Raw genomic sequence first — 23,876 nt, forward strand, 5'->3', positions numbered from 1 at the left:
CAGGCCCGGTACTTCACGTCGCGTCGCTATGTCGACCTGCGACGGCAGGGCACGGCCACCTGTCGCCGTCCGGGGTAGGGGCGCACCCCGGCGCGCCCTCGCCCTCCGAGACGTGTCGGCCCCGTTCCCGAGGACGGTCCCCCATGCCCCGTACCGCGGCATCCACCCTTGTCTCCCCCTTTCCCCGCGCCGCCGACAGCGACCGGCGGCGCACCAGTGCCAGCGGCGTGCTGCGGTCCGTGCTGGAGCACGGGCCGGTGGCGCGCAGCACCGTCGCCCGGCTGACCGGGCTGTCCCCCGCGGCCGTGACCGAGCACTGCGCCCGGCTTGCCGGGCTCGGGCTGCTCCGTGAGGAGGCGGAGCCGCGCCGCTCGAACGGCGTGGGCCGGCCGCACGTCCCCGTCGACCTCGACACCGGGCGGTTCGTGGTCGGCGGGGTGCACGTGGCCGTGCCGTACACCACGGTCGCGCTGCTCGACCTGCGCGGCCGGGTGGTCGCCCGGCGCGAGCTGAAGCACGAACGGCCGGACCCGGAACGAGTGCTGGCCCACGCCGCCGACGGGCTGGCGGCGCTGCTCGCGCGAGCGCCGGACCGCCGCCCGCTGGGCGTCGGTGTCGCCGTCGGCGGCTGGGTGGACCGGGAGTCCGGCACCGTCGTCGAGCACGAACTGCTGGGCTGGCGCGAGGTGCCGGTACGGGAGCTGCTCGAGGACCGCACCGGCCTGCCCGTCCATGTCGACGGACACGCGCGGGCACTGGTGAGCGGGGAGCGGCTGTTCGGGCGGGCCCGGGGCAGCCGGAGCGTGCTGCACCTGTTCGTCGGCAACATGGTCGACGCGGCGTTCGCCACCAACGACGAGGTGCACCACGGGCCGCGCTCGCAGGCCGGTGCGATCGCCCACTTCCCGGTGCCGGGCGGCACCGAGCCGTGCGTCTGCGGCCGAATCGGCTGCCTGCAGGCCGAGTTGAGCGAGCGGACGCTGTGCCGGCGGGCCCGGACGGCCGGGGTGACCGACTCGGCCAATCCGATGCACGTGGTGGCCGCGGCGGCGGCCGGTGACGCGGTGGCCCGGCGGCTGCTGGTGGAGCGGGCGCGGGCGACGGGGCGGGCGGCCGGGCTGCTGCTGGACGTGCTCAACCCGGAGACGGTCGTGGTGACCGAGGTGGGCACGATGCGCTTCGACGACTGCCTGACCGCGCTGCGCGAGGCGGCCGGGAAACGACGCGCGGCGGCCGTGGTGCCGACGAGCTTCCCTGATTCGGTGCTCGCGGTGGCGGGCGGCTCGGTGATGCTGGACGTGCTGTTCCGGGATCCGCTGGGCGCGTTCACCTGAGGCTATTTAATTCAGAAACTCGGAATGTTGACAGGGGGCGGCGATGGCGGCGAACATGCTGGTCATGAACCCGCTCACGAGCTGTCGCACCCTCTGTTGCTGACATGTTGCCGCGCATGAAGCGCGTGTTTCCGTCTGCGTGAGTTCTCTTTCCCCAAGCTCTCCGATGAGCTTTTCTTCCGGCTTTCCGCCGGGAATTCCGGCTGCCTTCCGGCTTGCCTTTCCGCTTTGCGTACCCAGGGAGTCCTCCCATGTCTGCTCCGCCTGTCACCGGTCTCGACCGCCGCCTGTTCCTGACCTCCCTGCTCGGCGCGTCCGCCGCCGTCGCGGGTCTCAGCGGCTGCGCGGGCGGCAGTGCCGCCGCCGACACCGAGGGCGCCCTCACCCGCCCCCTCGCCGCCAAGGTCCCGGCCGGCACCAGCCTGAAGATCTCCTCCTACCAGAACGTCCAGCAGCTCCAGTTCAAGCTGGCCAAGCTGCCCGCGCTGCCGTTCAAGGTGTCCGACTGGCTCAACATCGGGGCCGGCCCGGACGTCATCAACGCCTTCCGCGCCAAGTCCCTCGACCTCGCCAACAACGCGGGCATCCCGCCGATCCAGGCGCACTACCAGGGCTTCGACGCGCGGATCGTGGCGATCAACGTGACCCGCAAGCCCAACTACCTCTTCGCCACCAAGCCCGGCAGCGACATCCGCACGACCGAGGACTTCCGCGGCCGGAAGCTCGCCTTCTCGCAGGGCCAGGCCCAGGGCGTCGTGCTGCTGCGGGCGCTGAAGAAGGCGGGCCTGAAGTACGACCAGGTGACGCTGGTCCCGCTGACCAGCAACCAGTTCCTGACCGCCCTGCAGTCCGGCCAGGTCGACGTGGCCCCGCTCAGCAACAGCCAGGCGCCCGCCTATCTCAAGCAGTACGGGAGCAAGGGCGCCCGCGTCATCAAGACCGACGTCGTCGACCTGCTCAACCTGCTGTGGGCGCCGCGGTCCGTGCTCGCCGACCCGGCGAAGGCCGCCGCGGTCGCCGCGTACATCCCGCACTGGGCCCGGGGCCAGGTGTGGCAGTACGAGCACCCGGACGTGTGGAACGAGGAGTTCTACGTCAAGACGCAGAACCTGACCCTCGACCAGGCGAAGTCCATCACCGCGCTCGCCAACAAGCCGCTGTTCCCGCCGAGCTGGGACGAGGCGATCAGGTGGGAGCAGGAGACGGCCGATCTGCTCGCCGAGGGCGGGTTCGTGAAGAGGTTCGACGTCTCCTCGCTCTTCGACCACCGCTTCGAGGCCATCGCCGCCAGGGCCGTACCGGCGGAGTACCGGAGGTGAGCGCCGTGACCACGACCACGACCGCCGTGGCGGCACCGGCCGCCGCTGAGGAACTGCCCCAGGTCCGCCGGCGCCGGCGGCTCTCCCCCGGGCGCCGGCTGCCCGCCGCCCGGCTCGCCGGCCCGCTCGCCGTCGTCGCCCTGTGGGCCGTCGCCTCGGCGGCGGGCGCGCTCGACCCGGGCGCGATACCGGCGCCCTGGACGGTGCTGAGGACCGCCGGCCACCTGTGGACCGACGGCACGCTCCCCACGGACGTGCTCACCTCGCTCAGGCGGGCCGCCTACGGCTTCGCGATCGGGCTGACCGCGGGTGTGCTGCTCGCGCTGGTCTCCGGGCTCAGCCGGGCCGGGGAGGCGCTGATCGACGGGACGGTGCAGCTCAACCGGGCGATCCCGACCCTCGGTCTGATCCCGCTGTTCATCCTCTGGCTGGGCATCGGCGAGACCTTCAAGATCGCCATCATCGCGATCGTCGTCTACATCCCCATCTACCTGAACACGCACTCCGCGCTGTCCGGTATCGACACCCGGTTCGTCGAACTCGCGGAGGTGCAGGGCCTGTCCAGGTTCGCCTTCGTCCGGCGGGTGGTGATACCCGGGGCGCTGCCCGGATTCTTCGTGGGTCTCCGGCTCGGCGTCACCGGCTCCTGGCTGGGCCTGGTGGTCCTGGAGCAGATCAACGCCACCAGCGGCCTCGGCTACATGATGTTCCAGGCGCAGAACTACGGCCAGAGCGACGTCATCCTGGTCGGCCTGCTGATCTACGGCGTCTTCGGCCTGATCTCCGACAGCGTGGTCCGTCTCATCGAACGGAGGGTGCTGTCGTGGCGCCGCACACTGAGCAGCTGACCCGGCCCGCGGTACGACTGCGTGGCCTGACCCGGTCGTTCGGCGGCCGGACCGTCCTCGACGGCATCGATCTCGATCTGCCCGCCGGCCAGTTCACGGCCCTGCTCGGGCACAGCGGTTCGGGCAAGTCGACCCTGCTGCGGGCCGTCGCCGGACTCGATCACGGAGTGGCGGGCAGCGGACAGCTCAGCGCCCCGGAGCGGGTGTCGGTGGTCTTCCAGGACTCCCGGCTGCTGCCCTGGGCCCGGGTGCTGGACAACGTCCTGCTCGGCACCGAGGGCAAGGACGCGGAAGAGCGCGGCCGGGCCGCCCTTGAGGAGGTGGGCCTCGGCGGCCGTGAGCGGGCCTGGCCGGGCGAGCTGTCCGGTGGCGAGGCCCAGCGGGCCGCCCTCGCCCGCTCGCTGGTCCGCGAGCCGGAACTGCTGCTGGCGGACGAGCCGTTCGGGGCGCTGGACGCGCTGACCCGGATCCGGATGCACAACCTGCTGCGCGAACTGTGGAAGCGGCACCGGCCCTCGGTGCTGCTCGTCACCCACGACGTGGACGAGGCGATCGTGCTCGCCGACCGGGTCCTCGTCCTGGACCGGGGCCGGATCGGCCTCGACCTGACCATCGACCGTCCCCACCCGCGCTCCTACCGGGAGCCGGTGCTGGGCGAGTACCGCGAGCGGCTGCTGGCCGCGCTCGGTGTCACGGAGGACCACGAGTGACCACGAGACAGCTTCACCTCAACGCCTTCCTGATGAACACCGGCCACCACGAGGCGTCGTGGCGACTGCCGGAGAGCGACCCGTACGCGCACGTCGACCTCGCCCACTACGTGCGGCTGGCCCGGATCGCCGAGCGCGGCACCTTCGACTCGCTCTTCCTCGCCGACGGCCCGCAGCTGTGGAGCAACCTCGCCCAGCGCCCGGCCGGCGCCCTGGAACCGCTCACCCTGCTCACCGCGCTGGCGACGGCCACCGAGCACATCGGGCTGATCGCCACCGCCTCCACCTCCTACAACTCCCCCTACAACCTGGCCCGCAGGTTCGCCTCCCTGGACATCGTCAGCGGCGGCCGGGCCGGCTGGAACATCGTCACCACGGCGGGCCGGGAGGCCGCCCGCAACTTCGGTCTGGACGCCGAACCCGCGCACGCCGAGCGGTACGCCCGCGCGGCCGAGTTCCTCGACGTGTCCCTCAAGCTCTGGGACAGCTGGGAGGACGACGCGATCGTCGCCGACAAGACGGCCGGCGTCTGGGGCGACGACAGCAAGATCCACCCGCCCCGGCACAAGGGGACGTACTTCGGCGTCGAGGGCGCCCTCAACGTGCCGCGGTCCCCGCAGGGCTACCCGCTGCTGGTGCAGGCCGGCTCCTCCGAGGACGGCAAGGACTTCGCCGCCCGGTACGCGGAGGCGGTGTTCACCGCCCAGCAGACCCTCGCGGACGCCCAGGCCTTCTACGCCGACCTCAAGTCCCGTACGGCCGGGGCGGGCCGGGACCCCGGGCACATCAAGGTACTGCCCGGCATCGTCCCGGTGCTCGGCTCGACCGAGGCCGAGGCGCGGGCCGGCGAGCAGGTGCTCGAGGACCACATCGTCCCCGAGCACGGCCGGGCGAGGCTGGAGAACCTGCTGCACCTGGAGCCCGGCACCCTCGACCTGGACCGGCACCTGCCCGAGGACCTGCCGCCGGAGTCCGCCATCGAGGGCGCCAAGAGCCGCTACACCCTCGTGGTGGAGCTGGCCCGGCGCGAGCGGCTGACCGTACGCCAGCTCATCGGACGGCTCGGGGGCGGACGCGGGCACCTCACCTTCGCCGGGACGCCCGAGCAGGTCGCCGGCCAGATCGAGACCTGGTTCACCCAGGGCGCCGCCGACGGCTTCAACATCATGCCCGCCGTGCTGCCCTCCGGTCTGGAGGCCTTCGTCGAGCACGTCGTGCCGATCCTGCGCGAGCGCGGCCTGCTGCGCACCGACTACGGCTCCCGGCAAACCCTGCGGGAGCGCTACGGACTGCCCCGGCCCGCCAACCAGTACCTCACGCCCGCCCTCGTCTGAAAGGACCACCGCACATGTCCCTCGAGATCACCAAGGTCACCGCTCGCATCGGCGCCCGGGTCTCCGGCGTCGACATCTCCCGGCCGCTCGCCGCCGAGGAGGTCGCCGGCATCCGCGAGGCGCTGAACGCCCACAAGGCGCTCGTCTTCGACGACGTGCACCTGGACGACGCCGGCCAGCAGGCCTTCGTCCGCCACCTCGGCGACCTCACCACCGCCCATCCGACGGTGGGCGCCGTCGACGGCTCCCCGAACGTGCTGCCCGTGGACAGCGAGCGGGGCCGCGCCAACCACTGGCACACCGACGTCACCTTCGTCCTGAACCCGCCGCAGGCCAGCACCCTGCGCTCGATCACCGTCCCGCCGTACGGCGGCGAGACCCTGATCGCCAACACGGCGGGCGCGTACCGCGACCTGCCCGAGCCGCTGCGCCGGCTCGCCGACACCCTGTGGGCCGAGCACACCAACGACTACGACTACGCGGTGCCGGACGAGTCGATCGACGAGGACAAGGCCGCCCAGCGCGCCCAGTTCACCTCCATCAAGTACCGCACCGCCCACCCTGTGGTCCGCGTGCACCCGCTGACCGGTGAGCGTGGGCTGTTCATCGGCGGGTTCGCGCAGCGGATCGTGGGCCTCTCGGTGGGCGAGTCCCGCAAGATCCTCGACCTGCTGCAGGCGTACGTCACCCGCCCGGAGAACGTGCTGCGCCACCGCTGGTCGCCGAACCAGCTCGTGCTCTTCGACAACCGCATCACCCAGCACTACGCCATCGACAACTACGACGGGCAGCCGCGCCGGCTGCACCGGGTGACCGCCGCCGGTGACATCCCCGTCGGCATCGAGGGCAAGGAGAGCTACTCGATCGAGGGCGACGCCTCGCACTACACCCCCGTCGCCGCGTAACCGGAGTCTCACCCTTCGTGCAGCGCGTGTCCGGATGCTGGGCGGTCTCTTCGCGTGAGCGAACGGGCCGCCCAGACTGGCCGGGTTTTTGCCCGCCGATGACTGGACGAGCCGCGCCCATGCCCCACAGCACCCTCGAGACGCCACCGCGGCAGCGGTCCGGCGACTCCCTCTCCCACGGTCTCAAGCAGCGCCACCTGTCGATGATCGCCCTCGGCGGAGTGATCGGCGCCGGACTGTTCGTCGGCTCCGGCGCCGGTATCGCGGCCGCCGGACCCTCCATCGTCGTCGCGTACGCCGTCTCCGGCGTGCTGGTGATGCTGGTGATGCGGATGCTCGGCGAGATGTCGGCCGCCTACCCGTCCTCGGGATCGTTCTCCGCCCACGCCGAGCGGGCCATCGGCCCGTGGGCCGGGTTCGCCGCCGGCTGGTCCTTCTGGGTGCTGCTGTGCACCGCGGTGGGCCTGGAGGGCATCGGCGCCGCGAACATCGTGCAGGGCTGGCTGCCGCACACCCCGCAGTGGCCCTGGGTGGCCCTGTTCATGCTGGTGTTCTGCGGTGCGAACCTCGCGGCGGTGAAGAACTTCGGCGAGTTCGAGTTCTGGTTCGCGGCGCTGAAGGTCGGCGCGATCAGCCTGTTCCTGGTCCTCGGCGGGCTGGCCATCGCGGGCGTCCTGCCCGGCACCCACTCCCCCGGCACCTCCCACCTCGGCGACTTCCTGCCGAACGGCAGCGAGGGCCTGGTGGTCGGCCTGCTGGCCTCGGTCTTCGCCTACGGCGGCCTGGAGACGGTCACCATCGCGGCGGCCGAGTCGCAGGACCCGGTCAAGGGCGTGGCGAGCGCCGTGCGCACCGCGATGTGGCGGATCGCCCTGTTCTACATCGGCTCGATGGCGGTCATCGTCACCTTGGTCCCGTGGAACGCGAAGTCGGTCGTGACGGACGGCCCGTACGTCGCCGCCCTGCGGCAGATCGGCCTCCCCGGCGCCGACCAGGTGATGAACGTGGTCATCCTGGTGGCCCTGCTGTCGGCGATGAACGCCAACATCTACGGCTCCTCGCGCATCGCCTACTCGCTGGTCGAGCGCGGCCAGGGCCCGAAGGTGCTGGCGAAGGTCTCCGGCGGGGTGCCGCGGATCGCCGTCCTCGTATCGTCGGTCGTCGGCTTCGGGTGCGTGCTGCTCAGCTACTGGCGGCCGGACGACGTCTTCGCCTGGCTGCTGAACATGATCGGCGCGGTGATCCTGGTCGTCTGGATCTTCATCGCGGTCTCCCAGCTCCTGCTGCGCCGCCGTATCGAGCGGGAGGCGCCCGAGAAGCTCGTCGTGCGGATGTGGGCGTTCCCGTACCTCACCTGGATCGCCCTGGCCGGCATGGCGGCGATCTTCGTCCTCATGGCCCGGGAGCCGGACACCCGGCTGCAGCTGCTGTCGACCGGCGGCATGACGCTGTTCCTCGCGGCCGTGGGCTATGCCTGGCAGCGGGCCCGCGCCAGGAGCTGACCCGCCCCCGCCCCGCTTCCGACCCGAAGGCCCCCGCGTGCGACACGCGGGGGCCTTCGCGTTGCCCCGCGTTGTTATTGCTAACGTGTAGTTGCAAGAGACTTGCAATAAGGTTCGGAGGGGAACCCGCCCATGCCCGTGTACTCGCTGCCCGACCTGCCCTACGACTACTCGGCGCTCGCGCCCGTGATCAGCCCCGAGATCATCGAGCTGCACCACGACAAGCACCACGCGGCCTACGTGAAGGGCGCCAACGACACCCTGGAGCAGCTCGCCGAGGCGCGGGAGAAGGAGGCGTGGGGCGGCGTCAACGGCCTGGAGAAGAACCTGGCCTTCCACCTCTCCGGGCACATCCTGCACTCGATCTACTGGCAGAACATGACGGGCCCGAAGGACGGCGGCGGCGAACCGCTGGCGGCCGACGGCCTGGGCGAGCTTGCCGAGGCGATCAAGGAGTCGTTCGGCTCCTTCGCCGCCTTCCGGGCCCAGCTCTCCAAGGCAGCCGCCACCACCCAGGGTTCGGGCTGGGGCGTGCTGGCGTACGAGCCGCTGAGCGGCCGGCTGATCGTGGAGCAGGTCTACGACCACCAGGGCAACGTCGGCCAGGGATCGACCCCGATCCTCGTCTTCGACGCCTGGGAGCACGCCTTCTACCTGCAGTACCGCAACCAGAAGGTGGACTTCGTCGAGGCCATGTGGCAGGTGGTGAACTGGCAGGACGTGGCCCGGCGCCTGGAGGCCGCCAGGTCCCGCGCGGACGTGCTGCTGCTCACCCCCTGAGAACGTCCTGCCTCGTGATCGTCTTCTCACCCTTCACGGCGGCAGGCGGATGAGGGAGGGCCCCCGCGAGGACGTGACTCGCGGGGGCCCTCCTGCTGTGCGCGGGCTCTACAGGTTGCTGAAGTCCGGGCCCTTGGTGCGGGTCCGCTTGATCTCGTAGAAGCCGGGGACGGAGGCGACCGCGAGGGTGCCGTCCCACAGACGGGCCGCCTCCTCGCCCTTGGGGGCGGGGGTGACGACCGGGCCGAAGAAGGCGATCTGCTCGCCGTCGGGGCCCGGCACCGCGATGACCGGGGTGCCGACGTCCTGGCCGACCTTCTCGATGCCCTCCTTGTGGGAGGCGCGCAGCTCGGCGTCGAACTCGAAGTCCTGCTGCTCGGCGTACTCGATCAGGTCGGCCGGCAGGCCGACGTCCGCGAGCGCGCCCGCGACGGCCTCCACGGTGGGGCCCTCGCCGTTGTTGTGGATGCGGGTGCCGAGCGCCGTGTAGAGCGGGCCGAGGATGTCCGCACCGTGCTTCTGCCAGGCGGCGGTCACCACGCGCACCGGCTGCCAGGCCTTGGTGGCGAGCATGTCCCGGTATTCCTCGGGCAGCTCGTCCAGCCGGTTCTCGTTGAGGACGGCGAGGCTCATGATGTGCCACCTGACCTCGATGTCCCGGACCTTCTCGACCTCCAGCACCCAGCGGGAGGTCATCCAGGCCCAGGGGCACAGCGGGTCGAACCAGAAGTCCACGGGGGTCTTGCCGGAGGGGGTCGCGGTCTCGGACATGCTTCTCCTCAGCGAAGGTCTTTTGAAGCGGCAACAGCCCCGCCGCTCCCGCCATTCCCGCCCCGGGCCGCGTCGAGGGGTTTCCCTGATGTGCCGTGTCAGGTGCGCATGGCAGGATCGGTCCTGTTGTGAGGTGTCCAAGCGACCACAAGGGAGTGCCACGACGTGCCCGGTGAGAATCTGACCCGCGACGAGGCCCGGGAGCGGGCCGCCCTGCTGTCGGTGGACGGCTACGAGGTGGCGCTGGACCTGCGGTCCGCCGTCGGGGACGGGGGCGCCGAACCGCGCACCTTCCGCTCGGTGACGGTGATCAGGTTCCGCTGCAACGAGCCGGGCGCGTCGAGCTTCGCCGACCTGATCGCGCCGAGCGTGACCTCGGTCACACTCAACGGGAGGGACCTGGACCCCGGCGCGGTCTTCGACGGCTCCCGGATCCTGCTGGAGGACCTGGCCGCCGAGAACGAGCTGACGGTCGACGCCCAGTGCGCCTACTCCCGCACCGGTGAGGGCATGCACCGCTTCGTCGACCCCGAGGACGGCGAGGTCTACCTCTACACCCAGTACGAGCCGGCCGACGCCCGCCGGGTCTACGCCAACTTCGAGCAGCCGGACCTGAAGGCGCCGTACCGCTTCGAGGTGCGGGCGCCCGAGGGCTGGACGGTGTGGAGCAACGGCGCGGGTGAACTCGGCGACGGCGTCTGGCGGTTCGCGGAGACCAAGCCGATCTCGACGTACATCACCTGCGTGGTGGCGGGGCCGTACCACTATGTGACGGACCACTACGAGCGGGTCTTCGAGGACGGCACGAAGCTGGAGATCCCGCTGGGCGCGATGTGCCGCAAGGGGCTCGCACCGCACTTCGACGCCGAGGACGTCTTCCTGGTCACCAAGCAGGGCCTGGACTTCTTCCACGACCACTTCGACTACCCGTACCCGTTCGGGAAGTACGACCAGGCGTTCGTCCCCGAGTACAACCTCGGGGCGATGGAGAACCCGGGTCTGGTGACCTTCCGCGAGGAGTACATCTTCCGCGGCAAGGTGACGCAGGCGTCGTACGAGGCGCGGGCCAACGTGATCCTGCACGAGATGGCCCACATGTGGTTCGGCGACCTGGTCACCATGGAGTGGTGGGACGACCTGTGGCTGAAGGAGTCCTTCGCGGACTTCATGGGCACGTTCGTGAACGTCGGCGCGACCCGCTTCACCGACGCCTGGATCACCTTCGCCAACCGCCGCAAGGCCTGGGCCTACCGCGCGGACCAGCTGCCCTCCACGCACCCGATCACCGCGGACATCCGCGACCTGCAGGACGCCAAGCTCAACTTCGACGGCATCACGTACGCCAAGGGCGCCTCCGTGCTCAAGCAGCTCGTGGCGTACGTCGGCCAGGACGCCTTCCTCGAGGGCGCCCGCCGCTACTTCAAGCGCAACGCCTACGGCAACACCCGCCTGGGCGACCTGCTGTCGGTACTGGCGGAGACCAGCGGCCGCGACATGACGGTGTGGGCCCGTTCCTGGCTGCAGACGGCCGGCGTCAACTCGCTGACCCCGCAGGTGCTGCTGGACACCGAGGGCGGCCGGATCGCCGAGCTCGCCGTGGTCCAGGATGCGCCCGAGGCCCACCCCGAGCTGCGTCCCCACCGGGTCGCGGTGGGCCTGTACCGGCGTACGCCCGAGGGCGCGCTGGAGCGGTACGCGCGCGTGGAGACGGACGTCGAGGGCCCGCGTACGGTCGTGGCGGAGCTGGCCGGTGCCCAGGCGCCGGAGCTGGTGCTGGTCAACGACGACGACCTGACGTACTGCAAGGTCCGCTTCGACGAGACCTCGCTGGCCACCCTGCGCGAGCACCTGGGCTCGCTCACCGACCCGCTGGCCCGCGCCCTGTGCTGGTCGGCTCTGTGGAACCTCACCCGGGACGCCCTGCTGCCGGCCCGGGACTTCATCGGCCTGGTGCTGCGGTTCGCGGGCCGCGAGTCCGACATCGGCGTGCTGCAGATGCTGCACGCCTGGGCGAACTCGGCGCTGGTGCACTACGCGGCGCCGGACTGGCGGGCGACCGGGGAGCGGCTCGTGGCCGAGGGGGCGCTGCGCGAGCTGCGGGATGCCGGGCCGGGCAGTGAGCACCAGCTCGCCTGGGCTCGCTTCCTCGCCACGGTGGCCTCGGCGGAGGCGGACCTCGCCCTGCTGAAGGGCCTGCTGGACGGCACGGAGACGGTCGACGGTCTGGCGGTGGACCAGGAGCTGCGCTGGGCGTTCCTCGAGCCGCTCGCGGCGCACGGGGTGGCGGACGAGGCGGCGCTGGCGGCCGAACTGGCCCGCGACGACACGGCGTCCGGCAAGCGGCACCAGGTCCGCTGTCTGGCGGCCCGCCCGTCGGCGGCGGTGAAGGCGCAGGCCTGGGCGCAGGTGGTGGAGTCCGACGCGCTGTCCAACGCGCTCGTGGAGGCGACCATCGCGGGCTTCGGCCTGCCCTCGCAGCGGGAGCTCACCGCGCCGTACGCGGAGAGGTACTTCGCGGTGATCGACCGGGTGTGGCGGGAGCGGTCGATCCAGATCGGCATGGACGTCGTGCGCGGTCTGTACCCCTCCTACCAGGACCGGCCGGAGACGCTGGAGGCGACCGACGCCTGGCTCGAGGCGCACGTGGACGCGGCCCCGGCGCTGCGCCGGCTGGTGCTGGAGGCACGGGACGACCTGGCGCGGGCGCTGCGCGGACAGGAGTGCGACGCGGCGGCGGCCGGCCGATGAGCCTTGGCCAGGGATTCCGCTTCCGGTGACCGTTACGGAATTCAGTCAATAGCAGCCGTAACCCCTGATCCGCACCCGATCGGACCAGGGGTTTCCGGTCCCCAATCGGCATCCGAACACTCGCCCTTTAATGCCGTGTTGTCCGCATTCCTCAACGAGCATGTAACAGCGGTTACAGGGGGGACGAAGCGCGGGAACGTCGACGCCATGACGCACGACACCCCGCTCTCCCCCCGCACCCTGCGCTACCTCCCCGAGGTCCGCCGACGCCTCATGACGGCCGCTCAGCTCCGCTCCCACGGGGTCTCCACGGCCGAGCTGAACGAGCAGTGCCGCCCCGGCGGCACCTGGCAGCTGCTGCTGCCGAACGTGGTCCTGCTCCACACCGGCCCGCCCACCAGCGAGGAGCGGCTGCACGGCGCGCTGCTGTACGCGGCGCGGGAGTCGGTCCCCGGCGTCCCCACGCAGCCCACGGCCGGCGACCCGCACCGCCCGGTGTACCCGGAGACGATGATCACGGGCCTGGCGGCGCTCACCCTGCACGGCTTCTCCTCCACCCCGCCACTGCTGTCCCTGGACCGCGTCGACGTCCTGGTCCCGCGGCTGCGCCGGCTGCGCACCACGGGCTACGTCCACGTGCTGCGCGCCCCGGACCTGCCCACACCCGTGGCGGTGACGGGCCTGCCGGTGGCGCCGGTGCCCCGCGCGCTGGCGGACGCGGTGGCCGGGCTGACGGACGCGGGCGCGGTACGCCGGCTGCTGACCGAGGCGGTGCGCGAGGGTCACTGCGAACCCGCGGCGGTGGTGCGCGAGCTGACCCGGGCGAAGCTGCTGAACCGCCCGCACGTGGTGGGCGCGGTGGACTCACTGGTGGCCGAGGGCCGGGCGGTCGCGGAGGACCGGCTGTACCGGATGGTCGGCGAGCACGGACTGCCCGACCCGGTCTGGAACGTGGACCTGCGCCTGCCCGGCGGACCCCACCTCGGCGGCCTGGACGCCTACTGGCCCGAGCAGGCGGTCGCGGTGGAGCTCGACACCCGCGCGCCCCGGCAGGACGAGGACGCGATGTGGTCGGAGTACGCGCGCAAGCGGGAGCACCTGGAGCGGCTGGGGATCACGGTCGTCCACATCACACCCCGCAAGCTCAGGGAGTCCATGGAGCAGCAGGCGGCAGTGGTCCGGACGGCCCTCATGGCGTCCGGAGACCGCGATCCGGCCGCGTACGTCGTGGTGCTGCCCCGGGCGTAGGACCGGACCCTCACCGGCAGAACTCCTTCTCGGTCACGGCGCCGGTGCCGCCCACCCAGTCGCCGTTGAAGTTGAGGGCGAGGGAGTGCCGGCCGTCGGCCGTGGTCACCGCCGCGGTGGCGGAGCCGTGGATGCCGCCGTCGTGGCCCCAGACATGGACACCGCAGCTCAGCCTGGTGTCCATCAGGCCCAGTCCGTAACCGGTGCCGGGTGAGCCTTCGACCCGCACGGTGGTCTTCATCTCCTTGAGCTGCCGGGGCGGGAGCAGCTTGCCGCTCAGCAGGGCGGAGAGGAAGCGGCCGAGATCCGCCGAGTCGGAGATCATCTCGCCGGCCGCGGAGGCGATGGACGGGTTGAGCTCGGTGACGTCGTAGGTCGGGCCCGCCGAGGTCAGGGCGAGCTTGGAGTAGGCGCGGCCGCTGGGCCGGGGAACGGTGACCCGGGTGCCGGGCAGCGAGGTGGCGGTGAGCCGCAGCGGCCGGATGACGCGCCTTTCGATCTCGGTGGCGTACGAACGGCCCGTCACCTTCTCGATCACCATGCCGGCGACGACGTAGTTGGTGTTGGAGTACTTCCAGGACGTGCCCGGCGCGAAGTCCGGCTCGTGCCGCATGGCGGTCTCCACCAGGTCCCGCGGGGTGAGCGTGTCGTAGCGGTGCCGGAAGAAGCCGTCCCTGAGGAAGTAGGCGCGGACGAAGTCGGCGTCGGAGGTGTAGTCGTGGATGCCGCTGGTGTGGTTCAGCAGCTGCCGGACGGTGATCCGGCGGCCGTCGTGGCCGTGGCCCCGCAGCAGCCCGGGCAGCCAGGTGTCCACCGTGCCGTCCAGGGTGAGCCGGCCCTCCGCCTCCAGTTGCAGCAGGACGGTGGCGACGAAGACCTTGGTGATGCTGCCGACCCGGTAGCGGTCTGCGGCCGAGCGCGGCGCGCCCGTGACGATGTCGCCGACGCCCGCGGTCGCCGACCAGGTGCCCCGGGTGTCCTTGGCGGTGGCGGTCACCCCGGGCACACCCGCCGCGACCGCCGCCTCGATCGCCCGGCGGGTGGCCGGGTGGCCGCCGGCGTCGCGGCCGGCCGCTGTGGGGCCCGCCGCGACGGCCGGGCCCGCCAGGGCCGCCGACAGGATCAGGGCGGTGGTGCCCACCAGGGCGGTGCGGACGCGCATGCTGTCCCCCAACGTGTGGTGTCCGGTGCGGTCGGGGGGAGATACCCGGCAGCGCGCGATCGTGCCCGCCCGTTACCCGGGTGAGTGACTCTCAGCCCTTCTTCAGCACCAGTTCCGTGTTCCGGTCCGCCGCGTCGCCCGCGAGCGCCTTGTTCGCGCCCGGGGCGTTGTACGACAGCTCACGGTAGAGGGCGGCGAGGCCGGTCTGCGAGAGGTCGGCGTGGTCGGTGCGGTGCGGGGCGGCGGATTCGACCAGGGTGGTGAAGACGGAGAGCGTGCCGTCCTTGTTGTCGACGAGTTCGACGACCCGGGCGAGCTGGGGGAAGTCGACGTGCGAGGCGGTGGAGATCTCCCAGAAGGAGCGGCCGCCGGAGGCCTGGTGCGGGGTGATGTCGTTGCGGTGGATGTGGCCGTTCACCCAGGCGAGCACATTGCGGTGGGAGGAGAGCACCGAGACCACCTCGGCGCCGTTGTGGCGGCGCTCCCCCGGGCGGCCCGGGTCGGGGCGGGTGTTGGTCATGGTCTTGCTGGTGTGGTGGCTGAAGACGACGGCGTAGGAGTCCTTGTTGTCCTTGAGCGTCCTGTCGAGCCACTTGAGCTGGGCGGTGCCGACGGACCCCTCGTAGTGGCCGCCGGGGTCGGTGGTGTCGAGGCTGATGCCGATGACGTCCTCGGAGATGCGGAAGGCGTAGTACTGGGTGCCCGCGTCCAGGTTCGCCGAGGAGTAGCCGTGGCCGGCCGGGCCGAGGCCCTGGTGGGCGGGGTCCAGGTGGGCCTTCAGGTAGTCGGCCCGGGTGTACGGGGCCCGCTTCTCGTCCGGGGTGACCTGGCGCATGGAGCGGGCGTGGGCCTTGAGGAAGTCGCGGTAGCCGACGCCCTTGGGGTCGGTGGCCTTCTTGATGGTGTCCTGCAGCTTCTTCGCGTCGGCGGCGGAGACGCTCATCAGCTTCCGGCCGCCGATGGCCGCCTCGGTGAGGTACGGGTCGCCGTGGGAGCCGTAGCAGCCGAGCGGGAGGGCGTCGTGGTTGCCGACGGTGGAGTACCAGGGCAGGTTTAGGCCGGGACTGCGGACCTCGCGGGTCGCGGCGGCCAGGAAGCCCTTCAGGTAGGGGAAGCCGAGCGCCTTGTCGCCGTCGCGCGCCGTGGAGCCGGGCTGCCAGTACAGCTTCAGGCCGCTGTTCTGCACGCCCTCGTAGTGGCGCGGGTCCCCGGAGTCCGGGGTGATGCGGCCGCCGCTCATCACCTTCATGAACCACTCCAGTTCGGAGTGGGCGTTGTTGTCGGTGTTGTCGCCGGTGGTCATCACGAAGTGCAGCGGGGCTCCTGTGACGGGGGCGCCGCGCAGCGCGTTGACCCGCTCGACGAGCGAGACGGCGCCGGGCACGGTGAGCGCCTCGTGCGGGCGCCAGGCGTGCGGGTCGTGGGCGCGCAGGAACTCCAGACGCAGAGGGTGCTGCACGTCCATCAGGTGCAGGTCGGTGAACTGCACGAACGCCGCGAGGGTGGTACGGCGGCCCGCGCGTCCGGACCTGGGGGCGGCCAGCTCGTCCCGCACGACCCGCTTCCAGCCGGGGCCGTCGCCGAGCCGCCGGTAGCCGGAGCCGCTCAGGGGCGCGGCGACGGAGGCGAGGGTGGTGCCCTTGGTGTAGGGGGCGAGCGGAGCCGGGGCCGCCCTGCGGGAGGTGGCGACGGGCGCCTCGGCGGTGGTGGCGGCCTGGCTGTCGGTGGGGCGAAGGGCGTAGCCGACGCCCGCGGAGAGCGAGACCGCTCCGGCGGCGGCGAGCACGGTACGGCGGTGGACCCCCAGCGTGGAGGTGGCGACAGAGCGTATGCGCGACATGGCGCGATCTCCCCGGGTGCGAACGCGTCGGCGGTGGTCGCGGGCCGTCGCAGGCGCGAACGCCCCGCTCGCTCTGGATGGTTGGCACCGGGGATGACCTGTGCGTGAACGGGGCGGCAACGCGCGACACCGATCACCGTACGTGGATCACGGCACGCGGAGCGCGGTCACGGAGTGGAACGCGGGTGGCCGGGGGACGGTCATTCTTCGTTCATCTGCCGGGGTAGGGGATGGGCCCCGGGCCCGAGATGTCCGGTCTCCGGGCGCTCGCGCCACAGCCGCAGCGCCACGTCGACGAGGCGGATCCGGGTGAGGCCGGCCACCGCGTCCAGGTCCTGCCAGGCCGCGAAGTCGGTGGATCCGCCGATCTCGTGGCGGAGTTCGCCGCCGGTGATCTCGGCCTCGTAGACGATCCGCACCCCCTGGTGGTCGGTGCGGCGCGGGGGCCGGCCGCCGCGGAAGACGTGGCGGGAGGAGTCCACGCCGAGCAGCCGGGTCACCTCGACCCGGTAGCCGGTCTCCTCGGCGACCTCGCGCCGGACGGTGTCGTACGGGTCCTCGCCGTGCTCCATGCCACCGCCCGGCAGCACCCACTCGTGGGTGCCGCCGGGCGCCGGTGAACGGGCCAGCAGGATCTGTCCGTCACGGACGCACACGGCGTAGGCCGCCACCCTCAACTTCTCTCGCATGCAGGGACGTTAGCGCGGGTTGTCCGGATTGGCGGGTGAATACTCCGGCGCGGACCAGCGCAGCGGCAGGGCGGCCGGGATGTGTACGGCGCCGGTGACGGTGAAGCGGACGGTCCGCCCGCCGCCGGCGCCGAACCCGGTGCGGGCCGAGCCGGTGAGCTGGAGGGTGGTGCCGGTCGTCCAGTCCAGGAAGAGCAGTCCGGCGCGCGGGTCGGCGTGCAGGTTGCCGAGGCTGCGGAACATGGCGTTGCCGGGATAGTCCGGCCAGGCCAGTTCGCGCGGTGAGACGACCCGGACGAAGCCGGGGTCGCCGCCGCGGTGGCTGACGTCGGCGCCGTCGGTGTGCACGGTGGCCAGGAAGAAGGTGTCGGCCGCCGCGACGAGCCCGGCCTGCTCCTCGTCGAGCCGGTCCAGGGGGCGGGGTGTGCCCGGCTCGCGGTCCGGCACCCGCTCGAAGGTCTCCCTGCGCTGGATGTACTTGGGGCAGTTGGCGAACACCTGCTCCGCCCCGACGGCGAAGCCGCGAGGAGTGGGCCGGAGCCGGCCGTTGAGGCGCATCCGGCGCCGGGTGCGCGGGTCGAGGGCGATGGTGCCCACGGAGGTGCCCGGCGTGGTCAGGGCCGTCGCGAGCGGGTCGGCCGGGAGCACCCCGGCCGTGACGGACATCTGCCGGGGCCCGGTGGCCCGGACGAAGCCCGGGGTGCCGGTGACCGGCGAGGCCCACACCCGCCCGGTGGCGGGGTCGGCGGCGCCCACGACGAGCAGTGGCTGAAGCTCCAGGAAAACCGCCGCGACCTGTTTGATGTCCGCCCCGAGGGAGCGGCCGACGTGGTCGGCGCGGTCCCGTACGCCGACCAGGTCCTGCACGGCGCGGGAACCGGCGTGATAGACGCTCATGGCGCGAGCTCCTAGAAGAAACCGCAGGTCGGAGCAGTGGCGTGCGGGGCGGGCGCGCCCTCGGCGCCGTGCGGGACGGAGATCTCCAGGCGGGTGCCGTCCGGGTCGTGGAAGAAGATCCCGCCCGAGGCCGAGCCCTCCCGGTGGGCGACGACACCCTCGTGGGCGAACTCCACCCCGGCGGCCCTCAGCGCCGCCTCGTACTCCCGGACCCGGTCCACCGAGCCGGCCGTGAAGGCGAGGTGGTGCAGACCTGCCAGGCCGCCGTCGTAGGAGCCGCGGGCCTGCTGCCAGAGGGTGAGGACGGGCCCCTCTCCCCCGGCCTCGCCGAGGAACGCGTACCTGCGGTCGTCCTCCTTGCCCTCGGCGAGCAGCGCGAAGCCCAGGACGTCCCGGTAGAAGGCGAGGGAACGGTCGAGGTCGGTGACGTTCAGGCCGGTGTGGCCGGTGCGCAAGGTCATGGCTCTCCCCTTCGGACTGTCTAACCTTCTTAAGACACGTTAAGGGTTAGGATGAGCAGCGTCAACCGGTCACGTACGCTTGACCGGTTAGCAGTGAAGGAGCCCCTCATGTCCACCGCCCGTGACCCCCGCCCGCTCACCGGTGAGCCCCTCGCGCTCGACCTGCTCAACACCCGGTGGAACAAGGAGGGCGTGACCCAGGACCTGCTCGACGGCACCGAGGGCCTCGCGGTGTGGCTCGCGGACAACGGCCTGGACGGCGAGCACCCGGCCGACGCGGACGTACTGCGTCATCTGCGGCAGGCACGCGAGGCGCTCGGCGCCGCGGTGGACGGGTCACTGGAGGAAGGCGCGCCGCTCGTGGACGCCGTGCTGGCGCACGGGCGCATCAGGGCGCGGCTGACCGGCGCGGGGGCGCTCGAGGAGCCGGAGTTCACCGACGCCTCCTGGGCGCCGGCCTGGCTCGCCGCCCGCGACTACCTGGCCCTGCTCGACCGGGCCCCGGACCGGATCCGCCGCTGCGCCCACGAGGCGTGCGTCCTGCACTTCTTCGACACCTCCCGGAACGGCACCCGCCGCTGGTGCTCTATGGCGTCGTGCGGAAACCGCGCCAAGGCGTCCCGGCATTACGCCCGCTCGAAGGAGAGTTGAGGCAATCCGGGAGGCGACGGGATTCATCCTGCCAAATCCCACCGGGGGTTTTCCCCATACATTGATTACGTTCAGGTCAACGGTCCCCAAATTCCCTTGCCTTGGGTAAAGCTGTGCGCTCGTCCGGCACTGGTAACTCACCTGCAAGGGATGCCGATGACCCACACCCCCGAGCGCGACCCGATATCCGGCCCGAGACGCCTGGCCCGCATAGCCGTGGCCGTCGGCGTGGTGGCCGCCCTCTCCGCGGCCGGGCCGGTACCGCTGGCCCTCGGCGCGGACGCGCCGCCCGCCACGGCCGATCCCGCCGTCAAGTCCGCCCACGACAAGCTCGGTTCGGACGACGCCGACCGGCTCGCCGAGGCCAAGGCCGACGGCGACAAGAACGTCACGATGATGATCGCCACCGCGCCCGGGCAGACCGAGCAGGTCGCCTCGGAGCTGGACGGGGTCAAGGGCGGCTCGGTGGGCCGCACCTACGACAAGCTCGGCTACGTCCGCGCCACCGTCCCGACCGCGAAGGCGGACTCCGCGATCGCGGCCGCCGCGAAACTGTCCTCGGTGCACGCGATCGACCTGCGCCAGGAGATCGCGCTGGACGACCCGACGCCCGCCGCGGACACCGCCCAGGGGGCCAAGGGCAAGGGTTCGGCGGCCACTTACTCCGGACCGGGCAAGAGCACCCCGGCCGAGAACCCGTACAACCCGTCCTTCGAGACCGGTGCCGTCGACTTCGTCCAGGACCACCCGAAGGCGGACGGCCGGGGCATCACCATCGGCATCCTCGACTCCGGCGTGGACCTCGGCCACCCGGCGCTGCAGAAGACCACCACGGGCGAGCGGAAGATCACCGACTGGGTGACCGCCACCGACCCGATCATCGACGCCGACGGCACCTGGCGCCGGATGACCAACCCGGTCAGCGGCCCCTCGTTCGCTTACGGCGGCGCGACCTGGAAGGCGCCCGAGGGCAGCTACCAGGTCAACCTGTTCCGCGAGTCGTCGACGGCCGGCGGCGACGCCAAGGGCGACGCCAACCGGGACGGCGACACCACCGACGTCTGGGGCGTGCTCTACGACCCGGCCGCCGGAACCGTCCGCGTCGACCTGAACAACAACCTCGACTTCACCGACGACACCCCGATGAAGCCGTACAAGGACGGCTACCAGATCGGGTACTTCGGCACCGACGACCCGAAGACCGACGTGGTCGAGCGGCAGCCGTTCGTCGTCCAGATCCGCAAGGACGTGCCGACCGACCCGTACGGCGGCGACTGGGTCGGCAAGACGGCCGACTTCGTCAACATCGGCGTCATCGAGTCCGAGCACGGCACGCACGTCGCCGGCATCACCTCCGCCAACGGCCTGTTCGGCGGGCGGATGAACGGCGCGGCCCCGGGCGCGAAGCTCGTCTCCTCCCGTGCCTGCACCTGGAGCGGCGGCTGCACCAACGTCGCGCTCACCGAGGGCATGATCGACCTCGTCGCCAACCGCGGCGTGGACATCGTCAACATGTCCATCGGCGGTCTGCCGGCGCTGAACGACGGCAACAACGCGCGCGCCGAGCTGTACACGCGGCTCATCGACACCTACGGCGTCCAGCTCGTGATCTCCGCGGGCAACTCCGGGCCCGGCGCCAACACCATCGGCGACCCCGGTCTCGCGGACAAGGTGATCTCCGTCGGCGCGACCATCTCCAAGGAGACCTGGGCCGCCAACTACGGCTCGGCCGTGGAGGCCAGGTACGCGATGATGCCCTTCTCCTCGCGCGGCCCGCGTGAGGACGGCGGCTTCACCCCGACCCTGAGCGCCCCGGGCGCCGCGATCAACACCACCCAGACCTGGCTGCCGGGCTCCCCGGTCGCGGAGGCGGGCTACTCGCTGCCGGCCGGCTACTCGATGCTCCAGGGCACCTCGATGGCCTCCCCGCAGGCGGCGGGCGCGAGCGCGCTGCTGCTGAGCGCCGCCAAGCAGAAGGGCATCGACCTGACGCCCGCGAAGCTGCGCACGGCGCTGACCTCGACCGCCGACCACATCAGCGGCGTCCAGGCCTACGAGGAGGGCTCCGGTCTCATCGACATCGTGGACGCCTGGGACGCGATCCGCGACGGCGCCACCGCCCACGACTACACCGTGAAGGCCCCGGTCGACACCGCGATCGACTCCGCGCTGAAGACCCCGGGCTTCGGCACCGGTCTGTACGACCGCGAGGGCGGCCTGAAGGTCGGCCAGCGCAAGACGTACGACGTCACCATCACCCGTACCTCCGGCCCGGACCGTGCCCTGCGGCACGAGCTGAGCCTCGAGAACAACGCCGGCCGGACCTTCCGGATCGTCGGTGACGACGACGTGCGGCTGCCGCTGAACCAGCCGGTGACGGTCAAGGTCCAGGCGGCTCCGGGGTCGGCGGGCCTGAAGAGCGCGATCCTGGACGTCGACGACCCGCGCACGGAGGGGGTCGACAAGCAGATCCTCACCACCGTCGTGGTCGCCTCCCCGGTGAACTACACCTACTCCGCGTCCGGTTCGGTGCAGCGCAACAGCACCCGGTCGTACTTCGTGACCGTCCCCGAGGGCGCCAGCTCGCTGGAGGTCGCGATCGGCGGGCTGAAGGACAAGAGCCAGACCCGGTTCATCTCCATCCACCCGTACGGCACTCCGGTGGACAACACCAGCACTCCGTACTGCTACAACAACTACCTCGACGGCAACGGCTGCAAGCCGGACGTCCGCTCCTACGCCGACCCGCAGCCCGGCGTCTGGGAGATCGAGGTCGAGTCCCGCCGTACGTCCCCGCTGCTGGACAACCCGTACAAGCTGGACGTCACCGTGCTCGGCGCGGCCTTCGACCCGGAGACCGTGACCGTGCCCGAGGCGAAGGTCGGCACGCCGGCCGCCGTCTCCTGGAAGGTGACCAACAAGTTCGCGGCGCTGGACGGCAAGCTGGTCGGCGGCCCGCTGGGCTCCTCCAAGACGGCCCGCCCGTCCATCAAGGAGGGCGAGACGCAGACCACCACGGTGGACGTCCCGGCCGGCGCCAAGTCCCTTGACGTCGCGATCGGTGGCGTCTCCGACGCCGCCGCCGACCTGGACCTGACCGTGTACGACGCGAGCGGCACGCAGGTCGCGCAGTCCGCGGACGGCGACTCGGAGGAGGCGGTCTCCATCCCGTCCCCGGCCGCCGGCACGTACACCGTCAAGGTCGTCGGCTACTCGGTTCCCTCCGGCTCGACCGACTACGACTACCGGGACGTGTTCTTCGCCGGCACGCTCGGCAGCGTCACGGTCGACGGCTCGGCCGCGGTCAAGCTCGGCACGGGCGACTCGGCCACGGTGAGCGCTCAGGTCACGGCCGCCGCCGAGGCCCCCGCGGGCCGCGAGTTCTTCGGCCAGGTCCAGTTGGTGAACGGCCACGGCACGGCCGCCGGCACCGGCAGCGTGAAGATCGAGAAGGTCACGCCGTAACGGGGTGACCCCAGGTGAGGGGCGGGTGTCCGGACACGGGCACCCGCCCCTCGTGCTGTCGGCCGGGTCAGCGGTCCCCGGCGCAGTCCGCCCCCGGGCCCGGCCCGCAGACGCGGTCGACGTCGGCGTGGCCCCGCTCCGACAGGACGTGGACGACGACCGCCGACGCGAGGAGCAGCAGCAGCGCCCCCACGGCGACCGCCCACCGCCACGGCTTCACGGTGCCCCGCTCACGGCTCGTCGGTCGTCCCACCCGGGGCACCGGTCACCTCCTCGGACGGGCACGCCGTCGGCGGGGACGCGGGCGGGGTCCCTGTGAGCCGGTCGCGTTCGGTGGCCACCCGGCTGTCGCCGACGGCCCACAGGGTGGCCTCCTGCCGGTCCCGGCCCACCCCGACCAGGACGTGCTGCCCCGGACGCGGGGCCGGCTTCGCGGCGGCGCCGAGGAGGAAGGAGACCTCCGACGGGCCGTGGCCGGGCCGGTAGGAGCGGGTCACGGTGAGCACGACGTGGATCCGGGGGGCGTGCGTCCGCCGGTCCACCCGGGCGACGGTGCCCTCGGCGACCAGCCGGTAGCAGGCGAGCGCCGGCCCGGGGCCGGACGACTGCCCCTTCCCGCCCTCGGCTCGGGACGGGGAATCCGCCTGGCTCTTCGCGTCGGCGCTCTTGTCCGAGCTCATCGAGGCGGCCCCGCCCGGCCGCGCCACCAGCCAGCCGAGCCCCGCGACCATGCCGATGGCCGCCGCTCCGGCGAGCGTGCCCAGCGCGAGGCGCAGCGCCCGGCGCGGGCCGGACGGGCGGCCCGGGCGCGGGGGGCGCGCCGGACCCGCCGAACCGGCCGGACGCCGGGCGCTCCGGGCGCGCCTCGCGGCCGGAGCGCCGCTCGGGGCGGACGCGGCGGCGCCCGCAGGCCCGGCTTCCTCGGGCCCGGCCCCCGCAGGCTCAGGTTCCTCGGGGCCGGCCCCCTCCTCGGGCACCGGTGCGTCCGCCTTGCCCGCCGCCGGATCCGCCTCCTGTCGCTCCCCCGTCAGGGCCTCCGCGAGCCATGTCAGTTGTTCCCTCAGCGCCGCCACGTCCGCCTCGGCCGACCGGTGTTCCGCGAGGAGGGCCGGGTCGTCGTGGGCGTCCGGTGGCAGGGGGGTGCCCGTGATCGCGGCCATCAGGGCGTCCATGCCGCCGTGCTCCCCGGTGCCCTCGTGTCCGGCGGGCATC

At 72.1% G+C, this 23,876-nt stretch carries 20 protein-coding genes; 12 read left to right on the forward strand and 8 right to left on the reverse strand.

The genetic code is table 11. The annotated features are described in order from the left end of the window. Positions 1–143: 143 nt before the first annotated feature. From ACZ6B1_RS06235 to ACZ6B1_RS06270, 8 genes are all read left to right on the forward strand, one after another. Entirely contained in the window at positions 144–1,334 is a 1,191-nt protein-coding gene (locus ACZ6B1_RS06235; protein ID WP_468775422.1) for an ROK family protein, read from the forward strand. 251 nt (positions 1,335–1,585) lie between these two features. Continuing rightward, positions 1,586–2,653, forward strand: coding sequence for an ABC transporter substrate-binding protein (locus tag ACZ6B1_RS06240; protein ID WP_468775424.1), 1,068 nt, complete (start codon positions 1,586–1,588; stop codon positions 2,651–2,653). Beyond that, positions 2,650–3,501: an ABC transporter permease gene (locus tag ACZ6B1_RS06245; RefSeq protein ID WP_468775426.1), complete on the forward strand. Its 852-nt coding sequence runs from the start codon at positions 2,650–2,652 to the stop codon at positions 3,499–3,501. Before ACZ6B1_RS06240 ends, ACZ6B1_RS06245 begins: the two co-directional genes overlap by 4 nt. Then, positions 3,477–4,211 carry an ABC transporter ATP-binding protein gene (locus ACZ6B1_RS06250; protein WP_468775428.1) on the forward strand — a complete coding sequence of 245 codons (735 nt, stop codon included), beginning with the start codon at positions 3,477–3,479 and terminating at the stop codon, positions 4,209–4,211. Before ACZ6B1_RS06245 ends, ACZ6B1_RS06250 begins: the two co-directional genes overlap by 25 nt. Further along, the gene (locus ACZ6B1_RS06255; RefSeq protein WP_468775430.1) at positions 4,208–5,545 is read left to right on the forward strand and encodes an LLM class flavin-dependent oxidoreductase; all 1,338 of its coding nucleotides are present in this window, start codon (positions 4,208–4,210) and stop codon (positions 5,543–5,545) included. The genes ACZ6B1_RS06250 and ACZ6B1_RS06255 overlap by 4 nt, the downstream gene beginning before the upstream one ends. Positions 5,546–5,559: 14 nt before the next feature. Beyond that, on the forward strand, positions 5,560–6,450 hold the full coding sequence (locus ACZ6B1_RS06260; protein ID WP_468775431.1) for a TauD/TfdA dioxygenase family protein: 891 nt from the start codon (positions 5,560–5,562) through the stop codon (positions 6,448–6,450). Positions 6,451–6,569: 119 nt separating this feature from the next. After that, on the forward strand, positions 6,570–7,952 hold the full coding sequence (locus tag ACZ6B1_RS06265) for an amino acid permease (RefSeq protein WP_468775433.1): 1,383 nt from the start codon (positions 6,570–6,572) through the stop codon (positions 7,950–7,952). 132 nt (positions 7,953–8,084) lie between these two features. Then, the gene (locus ACZ6B1_RS06270) at positions 8,085–8,732 is read left to right on the forward strand and encodes a superoxide dismutase (protein WP_468775435.1); all 648 of its coding nucleotides are present in this window, start codon (positions 8,085–8,087) and stop codon (positions 8,730–8,732) included. Positions 8,733–8,840: 108 nt separating this feature from the next. Here the strand turns inward: ACZ6B1_RS06270 and ACZ6B1_RS06275 are convergent, their stop codons facing one another. Continuing rightward, positions 8,841–9,503 (reverse strand): mycothiol-dependent nitroreductase Rv2466c family protein, encoded by a 663-nt coding sequence (locus tag ACZ6B1_RS06275; RefSeq protein ID WP_468775437.1) that lies wholly within the window; start codon positions 9,501–9,503, stop codon positions 8,841–8,843. 165 nt (positions 9,504–9,668) lie between these two features. On the opposite strand from ACZ6B1_RS06275, the gene pepN reads away from it, so the two are divergent. Both pepN and ACZ6B1_RS06285 read left to right on the forward strand, forming a co-directional pair. Next, positions 9,669–12,251, forward strand: coding sequence for an aminopeptidase N (pepN, locus tag ACZ6B1_RS06280; protein ID WP_468775439.1), 2,583 nt, complete (start codon positions 9,669–9,671; stop codon positions 12,249–12,251). A 207-nt stretch (positions 12,252–12,458) separates the two neighbouring features. Further along, positions 12,459–13,499, forward strand: coding sequence for a hypothetical protein (locus ACZ6B1_RS06285; RefSeq protein WP_468775441.1), 1,041 nt, complete (start codon positions 12,459–12,461; stop codon positions 13,497–13,499). Positions 13,500–13,509: 10 nt separating this feature from the next. Here ACZ6B1_RS06285 and ACZ6B1_RS06290 read toward each other — a convergent pair whose 3' ends face one another. From ACZ6B1_RS06290 to ACZ6B1_RS06310, 5 genes are all read right to left on the reverse strand, one after another. Further along, entirely contained in the window at positions 13,510–14,661 is a 1,152-nt protein-coding gene (locus ACZ6B1_RS06290) for a serine hydrolase domain-containing protein (protein ID WP_468775443.1), read from the reverse strand. 91 nt (positions 14,662–14,752) lie between these two features. Continuing rightward, positions 14,753–16,501 carry a TIGR03767 family metallophosphoesterase gene (locus ACZ6B1_RS06295; RefSeq protein ID WP_468775445.1) on the reverse strand — a complete coding sequence of 583 codons (1,749 nt, stop codon included), beginning with the start codon at positions 16,499–16,501 and terminating at the stop codon, positions 14,753–14,755. 200 nt (positions 16,502–16,701) lie between these two features. Further along, positions 16,702–17,190 (reverse strand): NUDIX hydrolase, encoded by a 489-nt coding sequence (locus ACZ6B1_RS06300; protein ID WP_468775447.1) that lies wholly within the window; start codon positions 17,188–17,190, stop codon positions 16,702–16,704. A 9-nt stretch (positions 17,191–17,199) separates the two neighbouring features. Continuing rightward, positions 17,200–18,087, reverse strand: a complete 888-nt coding sequence (locus tag ACZ6B1_RS06305) for a pyridoxamine 5'-phosphate oxidase family protein (protein WP_468775449.1) — start codon at positions 18,085–18,087, stop codon at positions 17,200–17,202. A gap of 11 nt (positions 18,088–18,098) precedes the next feature. Then, positions 18,099–18,548, reverse strand: coding sequence for a VOC family protein (locus tag ACZ6B1_RS06310; protein ID WP_468775451.1), 450 nt, complete (start codon positions 18,546–18,548; stop codon positions 18,099–18,101). A 108-nt stretch (positions 18,549–18,656) separates the two neighbouring features. Here ACZ6B1_RS06310 and ACZ6B1_RS06315 point away from each other — a divergent pair, with 108 nt between their 5' ends. Next, a complete protein-coding gene (locus tag ACZ6B1_RS06315; RefSeq protein WP_468775453.1) occupies positions 18,657–19,199 on the forward strand; it encodes a CGNR zinc finger domain-containing protein in 543 nt (180 codons plus the stop codon). A gap of 156 nt (positions 19,200–19,355) precedes the next feature. Beyond that, positions 19,356–22,664, forward strand: a complete 3,309-nt coding sequence (locus ACZ6B1_RS06320) for a S8 family serine peptidase (RefSeq protein WP_468775455.1) — start codon at positions 19,356–19,358, stop codon at positions 22,662–22,664. 67 nt (positions 22,665–22,731) lie between these two features. Here ACZ6B1_RS06320 and ACZ6B1_RS06325 read toward each other — a convergent pair whose 3' ends face one another. Both ACZ6B1_RS06325 and ACZ6B1_RS06330 read right to left on the reverse strand, forming a co-directional pair. After that, positions 22,732–22,917 carry a hypothetical protein gene (locus tag ACZ6B1_RS06325; protein ID WP_468775457.1) on the reverse strand — a complete coding sequence of 62 codons (186 nt, stop codon included), beginning with the start codon at positions 22,915–22,917 and terminating at the stop codon, positions 22,732–22,734. Beyond that, positions 22,895–23,875, reverse strand: a complete 981-nt coding sequence (locus tag ACZ6B1_RS06330) for a hypothetical protein (protein WP_468775459.1) — start codon at positions 23,873–23,875, stop codon at positions 22,895–22,897. Before ACZ6B1_RS06330 ends, ACZ6B1_RS06325 begins: the two co-directional genes overlap by 23 nt. Position 23,876: the final 1 nt, after the last annotated feature.

This window comes from Streptomyces sp. NPDC041129, from assembly GCF_055592265.1.